Source organism: Shewanella surugensis (genome assembly GCF_023284005.1).
In the GTDB taxonomy this organism is placed as follows: Bacteria; Pseudomonadota; Gammaproteobacteria; order Enterobacterales; family Shewanellaceae; genus Shewanella; species Shewanella surugensis.
The window spans coordinates 20,504-35,552 of sequence record NZ_JAKIKS010000055.1 but is presented as its reverse complement, the minus strand read 5'-3'; the positions used below and the strand labels follow the sequence as shown (position 1 = coordinate 35,552).

At 39.9% G+C, this 15,049-nt stretch carries 18 protein-coding genes; 10 read left to right on the top strand and 8 right to left on the bottom strand.

Features of this window, described 5'->3' with window-relative positions; all coding sequences use genetic code 11:
- Positions 1-527: 527 nt before the first annotated feature.
- Positions 528-878: a hypothetical protein gene (locus L2764_RS14510; protein WP_248940963.1), complete on the top strand. Its 351-nt coding sequence runs from the start codon at positions 528-530 to the stop codon at positions 876-878.
- A 1,256-nt stretch (positions 879-2,134) separates the two neighbouring features.
- Here L2764_RS14510 and L2764_RS14505 read toward each other — a convergent pair.
- Positions 2,135-3,103 carry a hypothetical protein gene (locus tag L2764_RS14505; RefSeq protein ID WP_248940962.1) on the bottom strand — a complete coding sequence of 323 codons (969 nt, stop codon included), beginning with the start codon at positions 3,101-3,103 and terminating at the stop codon, positions 2,135-2,137.
- Here L2764_RS14505 and L2764_RS14500 point away from each other — a divergent pair.
- Positions 3,093-3,263 carry a hypothetical protein gene (locus tag L2764_RS14500; protein WP_248940961.1) on the top strand — a complete coding sequence of 57 codons (171 nt, stop codon included), beginning with the start codon at positions 3,093-3,095 and terminating at the stop codon, positions 3,261-3,263. The genes L2764_RS14505 and L2764_RS14500 overlap by 11 nt on opposite strands.
- Positions 3,264-3,265: 2 nt before the next feature.
- Here L2764_RS14500 and L2764_RS14495 read toward each other — a convergent pair whose 3' ends face one another.
- Positions 3,266-3,712 (bottom strand): InvB/SpaK family type III secretion system chaperone, encoded by a 447-nt coding sequence (locus L2764_RS14495; protein WP_248940960.1) that lies wholly within the window; start codon positions 3,710-3,712, stop codon positions 3,266-3,268.
- A 306-nt stretch (positions 3,713-4,018) separates the two neighbouring features.
- Here L2764_RS14495 and bufA1 point away from each other — a divergent pair, with 306 nt between their 5' ends.
- From bufA1 to L2764_RS14480, 4 genes are all read left to right on the top strand, one after another.
- On the top strand, positions 4,019-4,240 hold the full coding sequence (gene bufA1, locus L2764_RS14490) for a BufA1 family periplasmic bufferin-type metallophore (protein ID WP_248940959.1): 222 nt from the start codon (positions 4,019-4,021) through the stop codon (positions 4,238-4,240).
- Positions 4,206-4,493 (top strand): multinuclear nonheme iron-dependent oxidase, encoded by a 288-nt coding sequence (locus tag L2764_RS27775; protein ID WP_312018356.1) that lies wholly within the window; start codon positions 4,206-4,208, stop codon positions 4,491-4,493. The genes bufA1 and L2764_RS27775 overlap by 35 nt, the downstream gene beginning before the upstream one ends.
- Complete coding sequence (locus L2764_RS27770; RefSeq protein ID WP_283107021.1) at positions 4,474-4,758, top strand: multinuclear nonheme iron-dependent oxidase; 285 nt, start codon at positions 4,474-4,476, stop codon at positions 4,756-4,758. Before L2764_RS27775 ends, L2764_RS27770 begins: the two co-directional genes overlap by 20 nt.
- 290 nt (positions 4,759-5,048) lie before the next feature.
- The gene (locus L2764_RS14480) at positions 5,049-5,216 is read left to right on the top strand and encodes a multinuclear nonheme iron-dependent oxidase (RefSeq protein WP_248940958.1); all 168 of its coding nucleotides are present in this window, start codon (positions 5,049-5,051) and stop codon (positions 5,214-5,216) included.
- A 34-nt stretch (positions 5,217-5,250) separates the two neighbouring features.
- Here L2764_RS14480 and L2764_RS14475 read toward each other — a convergent pair whose 3' ends face one another.
- The 6 genes from L2764_RS14475 to L2764_RS14450 form a co-directional block, all read right to left on the bottom strand.
- Positions 5,251-5,793, bottom strand: a complete 543-nt coding sequence (locus L2764_RS14475; RefSeq protein ID WP_248940957.1) for a heme NO-binding domain-containing protein — start codon at positions 5,791-5,793, stop codon at positions 5,251-5,253.
- A 49-nt stretch (positions 5,794-5,842) separates the two neighbouring features.
- Entirely contained in the window at positions 5,843-6,781 is a 939-nt protein-coding gene (locus L2764_RS14470; RefSeq protein WP_248940956.1) for a sensor histidine kinase, read from the bottom strand.
- Positions 6,782-6,841: 60 nt separating this feature from the next.
- A complete protein-coding gene (locus L2764_RS14465; protein ID WP_248940955.1) occupies positions 6,842-8,041 on the bottom strand; it encodes an MFS transporter in 1,200 nt (399 codons plus the stop codon).
- 39 nt (positions 8,042-8,080) lie between these two features.
- Positions 8,081-8,596 (bottom strand): acyloxyacyl hydrolase, encoded by a 516-nt coding sequence (locus tag L2764_RS14460; RefSeq protein ID WP_248940954.1) that lies wholly within the window; start codon positions 8,594-8,596, stop codon positions 8,081-8,083.
- Positions 8,597-8,689: 93 nt separating this feature from the next.
- A complete protein-coding gene (locus L2764_RS14455) occupies positions 8,690-10,003 on the bottom strand; it encodes a sensor histidine kinase (RefSeq protein WP_248940953.1) in 1,314 nt (437 codons plus the stop codon).
- 78 nt (positions 10,004-10,081) lie between these two features.
- Complete coding sequence (locus L2764_RS14450) at positions 10,082-10,774, bottom strand: response regulator transcription factor (RefSeq protein WP_248940968.1); 693 nt, start codon at positions 10,772-10,774, stop codon at positions 10,082-10,084.
- A 117-nt stretch (positions 10,775-10,891) separates the two neighbouring features.
- On the opposite strand from L2764_RS14450, the gene L2764_RS14445 reads away from it, so the two are divergent.
- The 4 genes from L2764_RS14445 (at position 10,892) to L2764_RS14430 (ending at position 14,920) form a co-directional block, all read left to right on the top strand.
- The gene (locus L2764_RS14445; RefSeq protein ID WP_248940952.1) at positions 10,892-11,914 is read left to right on the top strand and encodes a glycosyltransferase family 2 protein; all 1,023 of its coding nucleotides are present in this window, start codon (positions 10,892-10,894) and stop codon (positions 11,912-11,914) included.
- Positions 11,911-13,296 (top strand): ArnT family glycosyltransferase, encoded by a 1,386-nt coding sequence (locus L2764_RS14440; RefSeq protein ID WP_248940951.1) that lies wholly within the window; start codon positions 11,911-11,913, stop codon positions 13,294-13,296. Before L2764_RS14445 ends, L2764_RS14440 begins: the two co-directional genes overlap by 4 nt.
- A complete protein-coding gene (locus tag L2764_RS14435; protein ID WP_248940950.1) occupies positions 13,284-13,730 on the top strand; it encodes a GtrA family protein in 447 nt (148 codons plus the stop codon). Before L2764_RS14440 ends, L2764_RS14435 begins: the two co-directional genes overlap by 13 nt.
- 530 nt (positions 13,731-14,260) lie before the next feature.
- Positions 14,261-14,920, top strand: a complete 660-nt coding sequence (locus L2764_RS14430; protein ID WP_248940967.1) for a YiaD family glycine zipper/OmpA-like lipoprotein — start codon at positions 14,261-14,263, stop codon at positions 14,918-14,920.
- Positions 14,921-15,049 lie beyond the last annotated feature (129 nt).

The window sequence follows — 15,049 nt, the reverse complement described above, 5'->3', positions numbered from 1 at the left end:
CGGGATCAATTAACACTCGGAATGTAGATAGTGCCTTGGGCACGGACTTAAGCCCTTTTAGGGCGTCACCCAAATAAGCCTCCGGCTTTGCCGGAGGTAAGTTAACTTGTTCTCATGCGTGTGGCTATTGAGGAAAAGAAGAGAATCATGCCAGTGATAAAGTTTACAAATACCGAGTCAGAGTCAACCTGATTAATGATTTATACCTTGGGGAGTAAAGACATGTTTAACGGTTGATGATCTAGCAGACAATGAGGTGATGTTGTCCTTGAGGAAAAGTTCTTCCCGCGCTCTGGATAGTCTGTTACTTTTATGTCATCAAAACCTAAATGGCCGAATGCGTCACTCAAGTTTGGGCAAAGGGCTGACGATTTATTGTCATGTGGGGGCAAAGTAAACTTTTAATAGAGCTAAGCAACTCAGTCATAGTTGCGGGCTAAAACGCTTCACAGTGTGATATTTTACACTACAATAAAATGGTTACTTTATAGCAATCTCATACCATCGTTTAAATGAAAGGATTAACAATGCCTTGCTCTAACACACAATCACATTCGAACCATATTCATGGCCCTCATTGTGGTCATACAGCTATTCGTCACAAAGATCATACTTGTTATGTTCATGATGGACATTTGCATCAACCCCATGAAGATCATTACCATGATCATAATATTGAAGTCAGTAATCGCAACCCAGATCAATGTATTCCAACTCACCATTGTGGTGATCATATTCATGGCCCAGATTGTGGTCATGAAGCCATTCCTCATGGTGATCATATTGATTATTTAGTCGATGGTCACCTACATCATGTTCATAACGGTCACTGCGACGATCATGGTCCCATTGAGATCATTAGTGCTCAAACTAAATAACGATAAAAAGTCATGAGGAAACATGGATGTTATTTGTTTTCGTTTGAGCTTATAAGGCCAAATATGTTCCCTACATAGTTTGGCATTTCCTCTATCGATAGAAGTCAGAGTGCTTTACAACGAATGTTCCTACCTAAAAGCCCATATCTCTCGTTCGTAAGCTTGAAGCAATACTTTACTCACCGTTTCGATAAAGTATTTACAAAAAAGCCCGCTGCAAGGGATAAGTCACATTGAAATAGGTGATTTAAACACACCTGCGGATCATCAATAATCCCCTTATATAGATAAAAAATGCCATTCGCCTTCATTCAAAGGCTAAGCAATTTTGAACAAAAAATGGTGCTATAAAGCGGTGTGGTTTAAACCGAATTCAGGTTAAAGAAAGGCCATCGAGACAACTTGACGGCCTGTGTGTTTAATTACCTAAAACATTGGTTTTGGCTTTTTTGGCTGCCTTGGCAGCTTTCTTTTCTTTGGCGGTTAAAAGCGGTTGTTTTTTGACATTCTTTTTACTGTCTTGTCCTTTACTCATGATACATTCCTCTTAAGGCAATTTCTTAAACCTAAAGTTGGTTTGAGCCAACCTAAGGACTGTGGTTACGCAGTAACTTCCATTCAAACAGCCCACTAGATGCGCAACACACTCAGTATGATCCTAAGGACGAGCAATTGATAGGAATAACTGGTATTAACTGGTTGCTATGCCGTAATCTCTCTCAGCAAAATCATTACTTCGAATAAATATTGCTGCTTTTGATAGCTTGTGTCTATATGTATATATTTACACATTATTGATTTATAAATGTATACCCATACCGCTTGAAGGTGCATGTTTTCAGAGCCCGTAAAAAGGCTTAATGCAAAGTGTATTCTTTTAAAAAGATAGGGCGTCAGAATGCTGATTGCCTTTTAAGGTAATTTAACGCCGAAGTTAGAGTCGTTGTTAATTTGTAATCAACTGATTTTTATGAGTAAAAATAATAATCGTTGACTGCGTTATTAAACGTCAACTTAGAATAACTAAGCCATCCGCTTGGCTGACGAGCATGGTCGCTCACTCACATCCATGTGATCACGATATTTGTTATCTAACCTATATGGATATAGGGAATGTCTTATTATTGTCTGGAGCAATAAAGACCTTAAACATTAGATGACGGGAATGTCATTCATTTACATGCCTCTGCAGATGAGTCCGTTTCAGCCTTATAGCATACCCTAAATACTGATCCAGAGAGGAGCTGGTTAATGATTTATACATTAGGGGTAAAGACATGTTTAACTGTTGATGATCTCGCAGTGAGTAAGCTTGCTTCTTCACCAATAATTTGAAAGTGATGTTGTTCTCCTGGAACAGCTTGCCCAGATCCATGATAGCCAGTGACTTGCATGTCTTTATAGCCTAAGTTGCCGAATGAGTTACTGAGTGATTGAGCAAAAGGTAATTGAGTGGTGATGTCCGAACTGAACCTCAAAAATTTCAAAAACTTAGAAACAACGGGCTGACGTGCTTCTTCTAATTCTTTTTGATCAAAAGAATTGACTTTTCGTGCATCCGCACTTTCACAACTTAGGGTTCTTACATCATTAAAACCTGTTCTTAACCCGCCTTGCTTGAGTTCTTTAGCCAGTGTTTCTGCGGATTTATGCTCTTTTGAACTGCCGTCAATTGTAGGAGCTATGGAATCGTAACCATGAAAACCATGTCCAGTGATGTAAAGCTTGTGTTGCCCAGCTGATAATGTTTCAAGAACATGGCTCTCTTCATTACTGAATACTTGTAAGCTTTCTATTCCCTTACTTAAACGAAATGACAGAGAATCTTCCATTATCTTAGTATAATGTTCTATTCTGTTATTAAGTTTTAGCTTTAATTCATTTATTTTGAGTGTTTCCTGTGGACTACTTCCTTCCTTGGGTAAACCTGCTAATATTTTTTTAAATTTATCGATGGGTTCTTGCAGTATTGCTGCATCTTTCTTATATTTTACAGCTAGTTGATGTCGAATGTTTTCGAATTGCTTTTTAGCATTGTCATCTTTAACGATAACTGGGTAAGCCTCTTTCCCTTGGTTCAAGCGAGTTACATTATGACCAGCAGCTTGTATGATAGAGTCTTCAACGGTAAAAGGGCTATATATCACCCCTTCTTTTTGTACCTTTATGGATTGGCTCTGACTTTGAGTTTGACTGCTCGAGATCCCTTTTAAATTGTCTGTCATACTCGAGGATGAACTCGAAGAGACTTTTGTCGACGTTGAGCGTGAACTCTCAATGGACGTTGCTGACATTGTAGAGTGTGAAGGGATTGGTGGTGGTGAATACGGTGGTGGGGTACGAAAGGGCATAATAAAATGTCTCAGTTTGTTGATGGTGAATTAAAATTACAGTTTTTGGTCAAAAAGTTGGTTAATATCGGCCACTTTTTGATAGAAATACTCGAGAACCATACCGAGGTTTGATGCCAAATGTAGACATGAGGGATCGACGAGTGCTTTGAGTTCATAACCTTGGTTTGCTTGCACTAATACGGCTTGATCGAGTTCAATATTAGGGATGGACTGCTGTAAAAGTGTGAATAACTCTGCTGCTTGCTGAGTGATTAACGTGGGGGTTAATTCACTAAAAGCCGACCATAACCATAACCTGTCATTTTCTATGCTGATGCTAATATCAGGCAGAGCATCAAATTCAAGGTGAATGCTGGAATGAGAGCGAAAGCCTGTGAGTTGCTCTGGCGGACATTCCAGTGAAATGAGTGCCTGCTCGACTAAAGATTCTAAACTTTGATGATAATTATTCGAAAAAGATACTGGTGTCGATGTCAGCATGTATAACCTCGTTAGATACTTTACGTTGTACAGCACATTAAGATAAAAACTTAGGCCATCTTAATGCATTAAGTCTGCAGGAGGATATTGCGAAGTTAAACATGTTTTAATAATTTGGTCCGACCAGGTCAAAAAGGTAGCGCTTGATGATTTATATCCTAGTGCGCTCTCCTTTGCATATTGTACAAATTGCTATTAATGATGTGCTTTATTTATTTTGTTGAAAATAAAATCATATTCATGCAATCAAATCTTGCTGTTATTCGTTATAGGGGTGAACACTTCATTTAATTAAGGATAGTAGCAATGACATCATCGAATAAAACACTGGGTTTAACCGTCGCTGGGATCTTAGCTGTAGGCTTATCTGTGGGGGCTAATGATTGTGGCGCCTTAGATGGTAGCCACGGCTGTGCGGGGCAGACAAAGGAAAGCAATCTTGCTAATGAGTGGGTGTACGTCCCCACCGGAACGTGCGACAAGATCATTGGCGGTGTGGTTAAAGCCATTAAACCGGCCAAGACCTAATGTCAGGGGGGAGCATAATGGGCGCAGAATTGGCCTGCGATTCCCTCATGTACAGACAATTTTAGCTGAGGGAGCAACAGACATTCCTTGGTTTGAGGTATTGGCCGATAACTGGTTGGCTGAAGGGGGATTAAATAAGAAGATGTTGTTGGCAATAAGCGAGCGCTATCCTTTTGTGTTTCACAGTGTCGGACTCTTGCTTGATGGTTTGGCTGCATTGGATTGGCATTACCTTGAAAAATCAAAGCACTGAAACAGGCGATAGGGCACTATGGTATTCGGAGCATGCGAGTTTTTCAGGTAACACTGAGTTGAAGGTCCCTGATCTTTTGCCTTTACCTTATACCGAAGAAGCCGTCAGGCACTTGAGCCGACAGATTATTCAAGAGCAGGATTTTATGGGTGAAAGAATTCTGCTGGAAAATGTGTCTACTTATTTGAGTTGCCAATTTAATGAGATGGCCGAAGGGGAATGTATTGCCGCTGTCGCTCATGAGGCTGATTGTTATTTAACCTGAACTCGGGATAAGCAGCGCCGCTTAATACCGCTATTTTTGCCCCTATCTGTGTTGTGTTTTCTACTAATAGCCAGCTATTAGATACGAAATCCCGCCTTGATATCGACAAAAGTTTCGGCATTAAGCCAAATATGAAAATAAAGAATAACCGGGTTGCTTTTAAGTTGTTGACTTTAAGTGAAGTATTGAGATTCTTTGACACTCATTATCCCGAGTTCAGGTTATTTATTACTGTAATAATGCTTTTGTTGTGGCTAACAATCTTGAGCATGATCTGCAGGCTTTTATGGATGTGCTCCCCGGTTGAAAGGATTAAGCAGATCCATTTAGCCGGGTTTCATGACAAAGGAGCGTTTCTACTCGATGCGCATAATCAGCCAGTTGATGAGCAGGTTTGGCAGGTACTTGCCTCTTTTATCGATAAACATGGTGTGATCTCTAGCATGATTGAATTATAGAGGGCAATTATCCCAAGCTTGGGAGTATGCAATACTAACCAAAAGTCAAAAAATATTCATATACATTGTGTTCTGGTCCTTTGTGAACCTTTTTTTCAAATTTAATCGGGGTGTTGTAGTTAATAGCGACGCTTTCTATGACGCCTTCGACGAGATCAATCATTTCACGTCGAGAGTCATAGGTCATGGTGACGGTATCGGGGCCAGTATCGATGCACTTAAATCGGGGAGGCTCGGCATCGGGCCAGATTTTTTTTAATTCGACGCGATGAATATGATCAAGTTGTAAAAAGAGCTCTTTTGGATGCTGAAATGTTGTGACTTGTGGTGGGGCAATTTTAGTCAGGTGAGGGAAAATCCATTTACCGAAACCAAAATGGGCATCCTTAGGACTTAGATTGAGCCTTTCACAGGTTTTATTAACAAGCTCGATTAAGTCTTCGTCAGGATAAGTACCAGAGCGAATGAAGGGATCTTTGGTTATAAAGTGGCATGCGTCTAAGATATCTTCAAAGGCTTCATCGCCAGCTTGCTCAATAATGAACTGCTCTAATAAGTTAAAAATATGCCCTTTCATAATTGATCCTCCCTTAATTCGTGTACGATAACTGAATTTCTTTAATGACTTAACCTTGGTCTTGGTCTTGATCTTGATCTTGAGTTTGAGCTTTAAGCATAGCAGGGAATGTAAAAGAGACGATGCTACCGGAAGGAGTGTTCTCTTTTGTGCTGAAGTTGCCTTTGACATTGTTAAGCATTATTTGGCATATAATTAATCCCAATCCTAATTTGAAGCTACTTTTTTGGATAGAATAGTTATTTATTTCTTTTAAATTAGATGTGTACTTTGTAAATAAACCTTTAGTGAATCCGGTGCCAGTATCGATAATATCAAATACGAGCATGCATTGACGACTTGTGAACATGTTTGCTGAGACAGATATCATGACATTGCTATTGGAGGGAGAATACTGTATCGCATTGTCGAGCAAGCGCGTAATAACTTTTATTAGGGTTTGTTTATCAGCATTAATGATATTGGGTACAATACTTGAAATGTTACAGTTGATTCCTCTATCACTAATCTTATTAGAATATAAGTAAAATGTTATGAAGTCTTCCAACATTTCTCGAATGTTGAAGTTGTGAGGCTTAGGGTTGTATATAGAGCTGGTCAGTTGTGCATATTGAATCGTGTTTTCAATCATTTTAAGTAAATTATCACCGCACTCTTGGATAACTTCTAGGCATAGTCTTTGCTCTTGATTGAGTGTTTCTCGGCTATAGTCTAGTACTTCAGCCATACCGATAATGCCGTTCATTGGTGTTTTGAGTTTATGGCTCATGTTCTGTAAAAATTGTGTTCTGACAGAAAGCGCTTTTTGTTTTTCATCGATGGTATCAACGAGGTTTTTTTCGATGGTTTTTCTATTAATGATTTCTTCTTTGAGTTTTTCTTGTGAGTGATAAGCATTTCTAAGTTTACTTTCAGCTAAGTCTTCAGCCGCTCTGAGTGCGGCTTGTGTTCTTTGTAAACGTCTCTTGAGCTTATCGACTTCATTCATACATCATCACTTGAGAGCTTATTGTCTCAGTTAATTTTAAATCAACTTCAAAGTTGATTGTTAGGTTCTAATGGTGCCCGCTCCTTGGCTTTTGTTCATACATAATATTAATAGTATAGTGGTAATTAAGATGAAAATCCCTTCAAGATAGAAGTGGTTTAATGTAATAAAGGAAGTAATATAAATACCGACCCCTCCAGCTGAATAGACGGCAATGGTGAGAAGCCCTGAAGCTGAATTGTAGTGCTCTTTGACTGTGCTTAGGGCACGAAATGATAAAATCGGAGCTAAACACACCAGAGAAATAGAACACAATACGCCGGGGATAACCCAAAGCCAGCTATTAGCTTGCTTTGCAATACTAAAGGTGGCATTGAGATAAAAAGCAATAAAAGCGGCAGTGAACAATAATGTGATATATAGGATTATCATCTGCTTTTCACCTATCTTGCGATAAATTTTTTGGATGAATAAAGGAATGATCATTCCGGGGAATAATAATGGAAAGAGGTATAACGCTAAATTTTGTATTGGAATGTTATAGTTTGGCATTAGCCAGAATATAATGGCGATATAATAGCTTTGTGAAATGGATGAAACACAGGCTATGCCTAATATGTTAAATAAAAATGTCTTATTTTTAAGATGTTGTAGCATGGCTTTTATATTGTCGATGAAACGGCTATTTTTGTTGACGGTTTGAGGGGAGGGGGGGAGTTTTGTTAATAAGCTCAGTAATAGAATTAACCAAAGGGGAATAATAAAAAAAGCATAGTTCCAGCCGATAACGCTGGCGAGCCAACCACTGATATAGGGTGTAAAAAATGCAGCTGAAAATCCAGCCATCATTGGCATCGTCAGGGCTTTTTTTATATCGGCTTCTTCTGTTAGGTAAATCATCACAAAACTTCGAGAGCAGACAATGAGTCCCCCCATGATAATCGCGCCGATAATATAACTGAGTCCCCAAAACCACACATTGGTTGATATTGAGATCAATGAAAGAGTGACAATGCCAATGCATGTGACACTAATCAGGAAGTACTTTATTTCAAACCTGTCGATCAGTACGCCCCAAAAAATGGATGATAAGCCTGATAGAATAAAAGCGAGTGAAATAAATTGATGGAGTAGGGTTTGTGTTGTGTGGAAGCTTGTGAGCAGATCTGGAATGATAGGTAAGGCGACTTTCATATAACCCCAATAGCTAAGCATTAAGCACATAGGAATATACAGGATAATATGTTGTTTGTTTTTCATTGTTCCTCTTTGTTTAGCATTATTTCTATTTAATTAAGGTCAGATATTGATTTGATAAGTGAAAGTTAATTGGATGATATCCATACCATCATTGGGGCTTTTAAAGCCAGCATTGGAGTAATGTAAGTAGCGAAGATTAATATCATATTTTCCTAGCTTTACCCCTAAGCTAGCTCGGTCTTCAAATTGCCATTCACTTGATAAATTTCGCTGCTTTATGGTGTCATCATAAATATATTCCTTAGAGAGGTAAGCTATTCCAATCCCGAATTCAGCATATGGCTTAAAAAGTGGATTATGGCCAAAAAATAAAAACTGGAATACAGGCGAGAAGGCAAAATTGGTGATGTTTTGATCATGATTATTCCAGTAACCGACCGAGAGCTCGTAATAGCCACTGAGATGCATCGTATTGCCTTGCCATAAGAGGGAGGCAAAAGCATGTTGAATGCCTAACCGGTATGTGTCGGCGCCGCCATTTGCATGACCAACACCCAGTGCAATATGGTCAATCCAAGGCACTTCTTTTGCTTGAAGCGCGGTGTGATAAAGCAATAACAACCCTGTTATGAGTAAACCTTGCCCTATTTGCTTAATGTGGACCTCCTAGCAAAAGAGTCATGCTTGGATCTTTATTTTAGCTAGCCGTTAACTTTTTGGCTGGTTATTTGTGTGACTTCTAGGAAAAGTCAGCGTGGCAGTGCAGCCTTGAGGTTGTGTATTTTTGAGGTCAAATTGCCATTGGTAACGTTGGCATAAACTCTTTACGATTAATAAACCTAATTCATGACCTTGATGGTTTTGGCCTTTAGGGAGTAGACCTGAGCCTTTATCGATGACTTTGATGTGGCCTGCTGTGATCTCAATGCTGATTTCTGATGACTGTGATGCATTAATGGCGTTGGTGATGAGGTTGGATAATAGCATTCTGAGTACGGCGGTACTGGGTTGAATGGTGGGAAATTCGGCGTGTGTGACGCGAATACGAATTTGTTTTCGATTGGCGATCATATGTAAGGGTTCAAGAATTTGCTCAATTTCATTTAAGCTAATCTTCCTAACGGCTTGATCATGATTTCTCTCATGTTTGACGAGATTGAGTAGCGCATCAACAGTATGCTGCATTTCAAGTGCTGCGCGAGTAATACGCTCTCGTTGCCTTGCTTGAAATTCAGGACGGGCGTCTTGTTCTTGTAATTTAGCAGCCCCCGTAATCACTGTGAGAGGTGTTCTGAGTTCATGACTGGCATAGCGAGCAAAAGCTTGCTCTTGTTTTATCATGCGTTCATTTTGCTGCCGATAATAATTGAGGCTATCTGTGAGCTCACTAAACTCTGAAGCAGATTCGGAAGAGACACTAAAAGCCGTTGAATCTTCAGAAGGTTTTAATTGTTTCAATTGTTTGTTCAATTGAGATACAGGGGAGATGAGCCGTTTAGATATGCGATTAATGGCGATGCCAAAAAAGATGAAGAGTAAAACGATCAGTAGTAATACCAATAAATTGATAATGAGCCATTCATGATCACTGAGTTCGACATTTTCAGTAGGCATGGTTAAATATAAGGGGGTTATCTTACCGTTGAGTTCAAACTCACTGCGATAGAAAAAAAACGACAGCGGATCGTCTGGTGATTGTTGATCGGTGTGGGTTAAATTGATCTCACTTGAAAAGCCGAGAGGGTATTGGTTTAAAGGGCCATACTTTTTAGGAATAGCATCAACTGAAACATAAGCGGTTGCATTGAGGCCAATGGCTAACGGTTGTTTAGCCCCTTGTTGAAACGATTGTATTGCATAGGGGGCACTCACCTCTAGTTCATGTTGATTGACTTCATCTTCTATCCATTGCATCAGACTGAGGGTCATAACGTGTAAGCTCAGGCCCATTATGATGGCAATACAGCTAAAATAGATTAACAAGCGCTGAGGGAGGCTTGCAGCTGAAATTCTCTTTTTCATTAAAACAATACCTCTATATTCATTTTTTGTTTGTATCTTTACTCCTAAACTTCAGCCAATTTAGGGGGGTGAGGATATTTATTCGTTTAACTGTAATCGAAAGCCTATTTTGGGAACTGTGGCTAGCATCGGTTCTTCAAAGGGTTTATCAAGTTGATTTCTTAGTTGGTACATGTGGCTCCTTAGCACATCATTCGTTGGAGGAGAGACGCCCCAAATGGTTTCAATAATGTGTTCTCGTTTCACTATCTTTGGGGCTTGCTTGACCAGTAAGAGGAGAATTTGATACGTGGTAGGTGTTAGGACGATGAGCATGCCTTTTCGGCGTACTTGGTGTTTGGCGATATCAATATCGATGTCGCCAAAAGTTAGGTTTTCTTGTGCAACGAAGCCTCTATGTCTTTTAATCAGGGCTCTAATACGGGCATTGATGACATCTAAATCGAAGGGTTTACCTAAGTAATCATCCACGCCACAGTCAAACCCTTGCAGTTGGTCGGTTTTATTATCGAGAGCCGTTAACATGAGTACTGGGGTGGAGCAACCTGATGCACGCAATTGTTTACATAGGCTAAACCCATCCAACTTTGGTAGCATAACATCAAGAATAATGGCATCAAAATCATAACGCAGGGCTAGTGATAGACCTAATTCTCCATTATCGGCAAAATCCAATTCAGTATCCTGTGCTTCGAAAAAATCACATAAAATACCAGAAACATCCTTGTTATCTTCTATTATTAATAGCTTAAGTGTGTTGCTTTCAGTCATTGTGTAAGCTCGTCTTTGGCTAATTATCACCCAATTTTGTCGAAGAAATGTCAATGACATTTCATTCACCTGAGTTGTAGCATAGTGATGGCATAATTGATGCGCTAGGACATGAATATGCCTTATCTTTCGCCACATAGATCGTTACAAACAAATGAAATTTGCTTGTCGATCATCATTCCCATGTTTAACGAAGCAGAAATGATTGAATCACTCGTCGCTAGATTAGAGACGATATTATGTAGCCTAGCTGATACGGCTGAAATCGTCTTTGTTGATGACGGTAGCACAGATACGACATGGGACAAAGTCTGTGGTATCTCTTTAACTCACGGTGAATGCCAATGCATTAAACTGAGTCGTAATTTTGGTAAAGAAGCGGCGATGTCAGCAGGTCTTGAGCAAGCCAGAGGCTTGGCAGTCATCATGTTGGATGCGGATTTACAAGATCCGCCTGAGTTAATCCCTCAGATGTTATCGGTATGGCGAGAAGGTTATGATATGGTCAATATGAAGCGTCGTCAAAGACTAGGCGAAACTTGGTTTAAGCGTTTTTCAGCAAAGTGTTTTTATCGATTAATGAACTGGGTTTCTGATTCTTCAGTGCCTGATAATGTCGGTGATTTTAGATTAATGAGTCGTCAAGTGGTCGATAGTATTAATGCGATGCCAGAACGCAATCGATTTATGAAGGGGTTATTTTGTTGGCCAGGCTTTAAACAAAAAACCTTACTATTTGATCGCGATCCTCGTTTTGTTGGTAAAACCAAATGGAACTATGCCAAGTTGTTTGGCTTGGCGATGGATGGCATTACGTCTTTTAGTTTTAAGCCATTAAGACTGGCAACGTGGTGTGGCGTGATAACGGCACTGAGTTCGTTCGCTTATGGGGGATGGGTGATCAGTAAGACGTTATTTTTTGGCGAAACCGTTGCCGGTTACCCGTCGATTATGGTGGTTCAGTTAGGGCTTGCGGGTATTCAATTATTGGCTTTAGGGTTAATCGGTGAGTACTTAGGCCGAGTGTTTGTTGAAGTGAAGCAACGACCTTTATATCTCATCGAAGAAGTGTCTCATCAAGTGCAAAAAAACCAAGATCCTTTCCCATCTGATGATCAATCTTCGGAGCAACTGAAATGAATAGAGCATGGATATCGGTTTCATCAGCCTTTGTATTAGTTGGGTTATTATTGGTGCGGTTAGTGACATTAGGTTTATATCCTCTAATGGATACAACTGAATCTCGCTATGGTGAGATGGCCAGATTAATGGTGGAAACAGGCAATTGGCTAACGCCACAATTCAGTTATGGGGTGCCTTTTTGGGGCAAACCGCCATTACAGACTTGGATGAGCGCCGCTTCTATTTTTCTTTTTGAAAATAACGAATTCTTTTTAAGGTTGCCGCACTTTCTTGGCGGCGTTGTGGTGTTGTACTTGATTTATCGGTTTGCTAAGTTTTATCAGATCCCTGCCATGAGCAGTGTCATTATACTCACCTCGACAGTGGTATTTTATATTAGCGCAGGCGCTGTGATGACCGATATGGGGTTAACCATAGGGATCACGCTAGCCATGATAGGTTTTTATTTATCTTGGCAAGGTAAAACGTGCTGGGGCTATCTCGGGTTTGTTGGTTTGGCTATTGGTATGCTGGCTAAGGGTCCTGTCTCTTTGGTTATTTTTGCCATAGGAGTCGGGATTTGGTTATTTTGGCAATACGGTTTTATTAAGCCTTGGAAGTTGTTGTGGCAGCGAACGCCGTTAATTTCTGGTACGTTATTAATGTTAGCCATCTGTTTACCTTGGTATATTGCTGCTGAACATGCTACACCGGGTTTTCTACAATATTTTATTGTTGGGGAGCATTGGGATCGTTTTGTCGATAGTGGTTGGAAAGGCGATTTGTACGGTAGTGCGCATGACCGAATACGTGGCACTATTTGGTTGTACTTTGCCGTAGCAGCTTTACCTTGGAGCTTTTATTTACCTAGAGCGCTTTATAAATTATACAAAGAAGGAAAAACAGGGTTTGATCCATTGACGTGTTTTTTACTTTGCTGGTTATTGTCCCCCATGTTGTTATTTACCTTTTCTGGCAATATTCTAGCGGCTTATGTACTGCCGGGCATACCAGCTTTAGCGTTATTAATTGCAAGGGCATGGTCTGATGTTGGTGTGCCCAGAATGAAAACCGTCGCAGGATTAATGGCATTGCTTCTCATTTTAACCTTGATAGGCTTAAAGAGTGGCCCAACAAAAGAAAAAAGTGAGAAATGGATTTTATCTCAGCGAACACACGACATTCCCACTTATTATTGGCAGAAAGCACCTTTTTCGGCAGAGTATTATAGTCAAGGTCAGGTACAGGTGGTAAAGCCAAAACGGGCATTATCGCTATTGCCTACGACGCCTTACTATATTGTCGTTAAAAATAGCGTATTAGACAATAAAGCCATGTTTGATCAATGTCAGCGGCAAGCGAACACCAATGAAGAAGTGTTATTATTATGTGGAAATTAACCGATAGAATAATGAGCCTTAATCATGAAGGCGTTCGGTTTTTGCTGGTGGGGGGAAGTGTTTTCATCATTGATATGTTGCTTTTTATTGTGCTATATCAATGGGGGAACATACCTGCTTTTAAGGCGCGAGTGATGGCTTTTTTGGTGGCGACGATGTTGACTTGGTTGGGTAATCGGCGATTTACGTTTCGACATCGTCATCAATTGAATAAAGGCCCACAATTTACCTTATCATTGCTCGTATCTTGCTCGGCTGCTGGGGTTAATTTGGGGGCGTTTTATGTGTTAGGCTTGTTTTTGTCGACGAGTCTTGTGTTTGCCACCTTTTCGTTAGCCGTAGGCGTTTTAGCGGGGTTAATCGTCAATTGGTGCGGATCAACTTGGGTGACTTATCGGCATATTAAGAATAAAGAGTTAAACGTTACAAAATAGTAAGGCGCAAAGCAGAAACTCCAGTCGTTTGGGGCGATACAGAGGATCAGCTTTGCTATGAATTATTATTTTTATTTATTATGTTGCTTGAGCTTTGTCATATAATGTTGGCATCGCTTATTTATTTTTCGACATCCCATTGACTCACCCCTATGTGATGTAATAGAAACCAATCTTCGTAACAGCGTTTAATCATATTTCTTAGGTGATTCATCACTATTTCCTCTTTGATCTACTTCATGTCTAACATTAATTAATATGAATAATTCGTGCCAATAAAGACTCGTTTATTTCATATTGATTTACAGTGACTTACTAAGTTTTACTTTTTTAGCTTCATTATTTAAGTATTAAAATTGTGCAAATGCACCTTAATAGTGCGGATTTTAAGACTTTCATGTATTCGCATTCTTAAATAACTTAAGGTTATACTAGTGCGAAAATCATCAAGATGATTAAGAATTGATCACACTTTGAGTGGTTTTTCTTAATTTTTTTTGTCGTAATGAGGAAGAAACGTGATAAAAGTAATGAAGCGAATTTTTTTACCTATGTTAGTGGGCAGTGTTGCCGTAGCGGTTGCTGGTTGCCAAACGGTAAACCCTTATACTAATGAGTCTGAGACCGCGAATGCAACGACAGGCGCTGTTATTGGTGCGATTGCAGGGACGGTGATAGGTGTTGCTTCGTCAAGTAGAAGTGATCGCGGAAAAGGCGCCTTAATTGGTGCCGCGTCGGGTGCCGCTTTAGGTGGCGGTGTGGGTTATTACATGGATGTACAAGAAGCTGAGTTAAGACAACAGTTGAAATCAACCGGTGTCAGTGTGACACGAAACGGTGAGAACATTATTTTGAATATGCCTAATGCAGTGACATTTGGGGTGGATCAAACTAACTTAAGCCAAGGTGCAAAAAATGTGCTTAATAGTGTCGCGGTTGTCGCTCAGAAATATGATAACACTCGCTTAAATGTGTTGGGCTATACCGATAGCTCAGGTGCGGCTTCTTATAATTTAAGATTATCTCAGGTGAGAGCCAGTGAAGTGTCGACTTATTTAATGTCACGACAAATAAAATCCAGTCGGTTAAGTTCACAAGGGATGGGGGAGCTTGACCCTATCGCGAGTAACAGTACGAAGGTTGGACGTTCGCAAAATAGACGTGTCGAAATTGTGATGAGTCCATTATAAAGGTTTTGAATGTCGATATTGTCTTAGAAAAGAGATTCTGGATGAGATAGCGACTGGCCAAGGATGGCTATGATTACTGTACTGGTCTCTACGGTTAAACCGAAACACTCATTAAACATCATCGTTAGG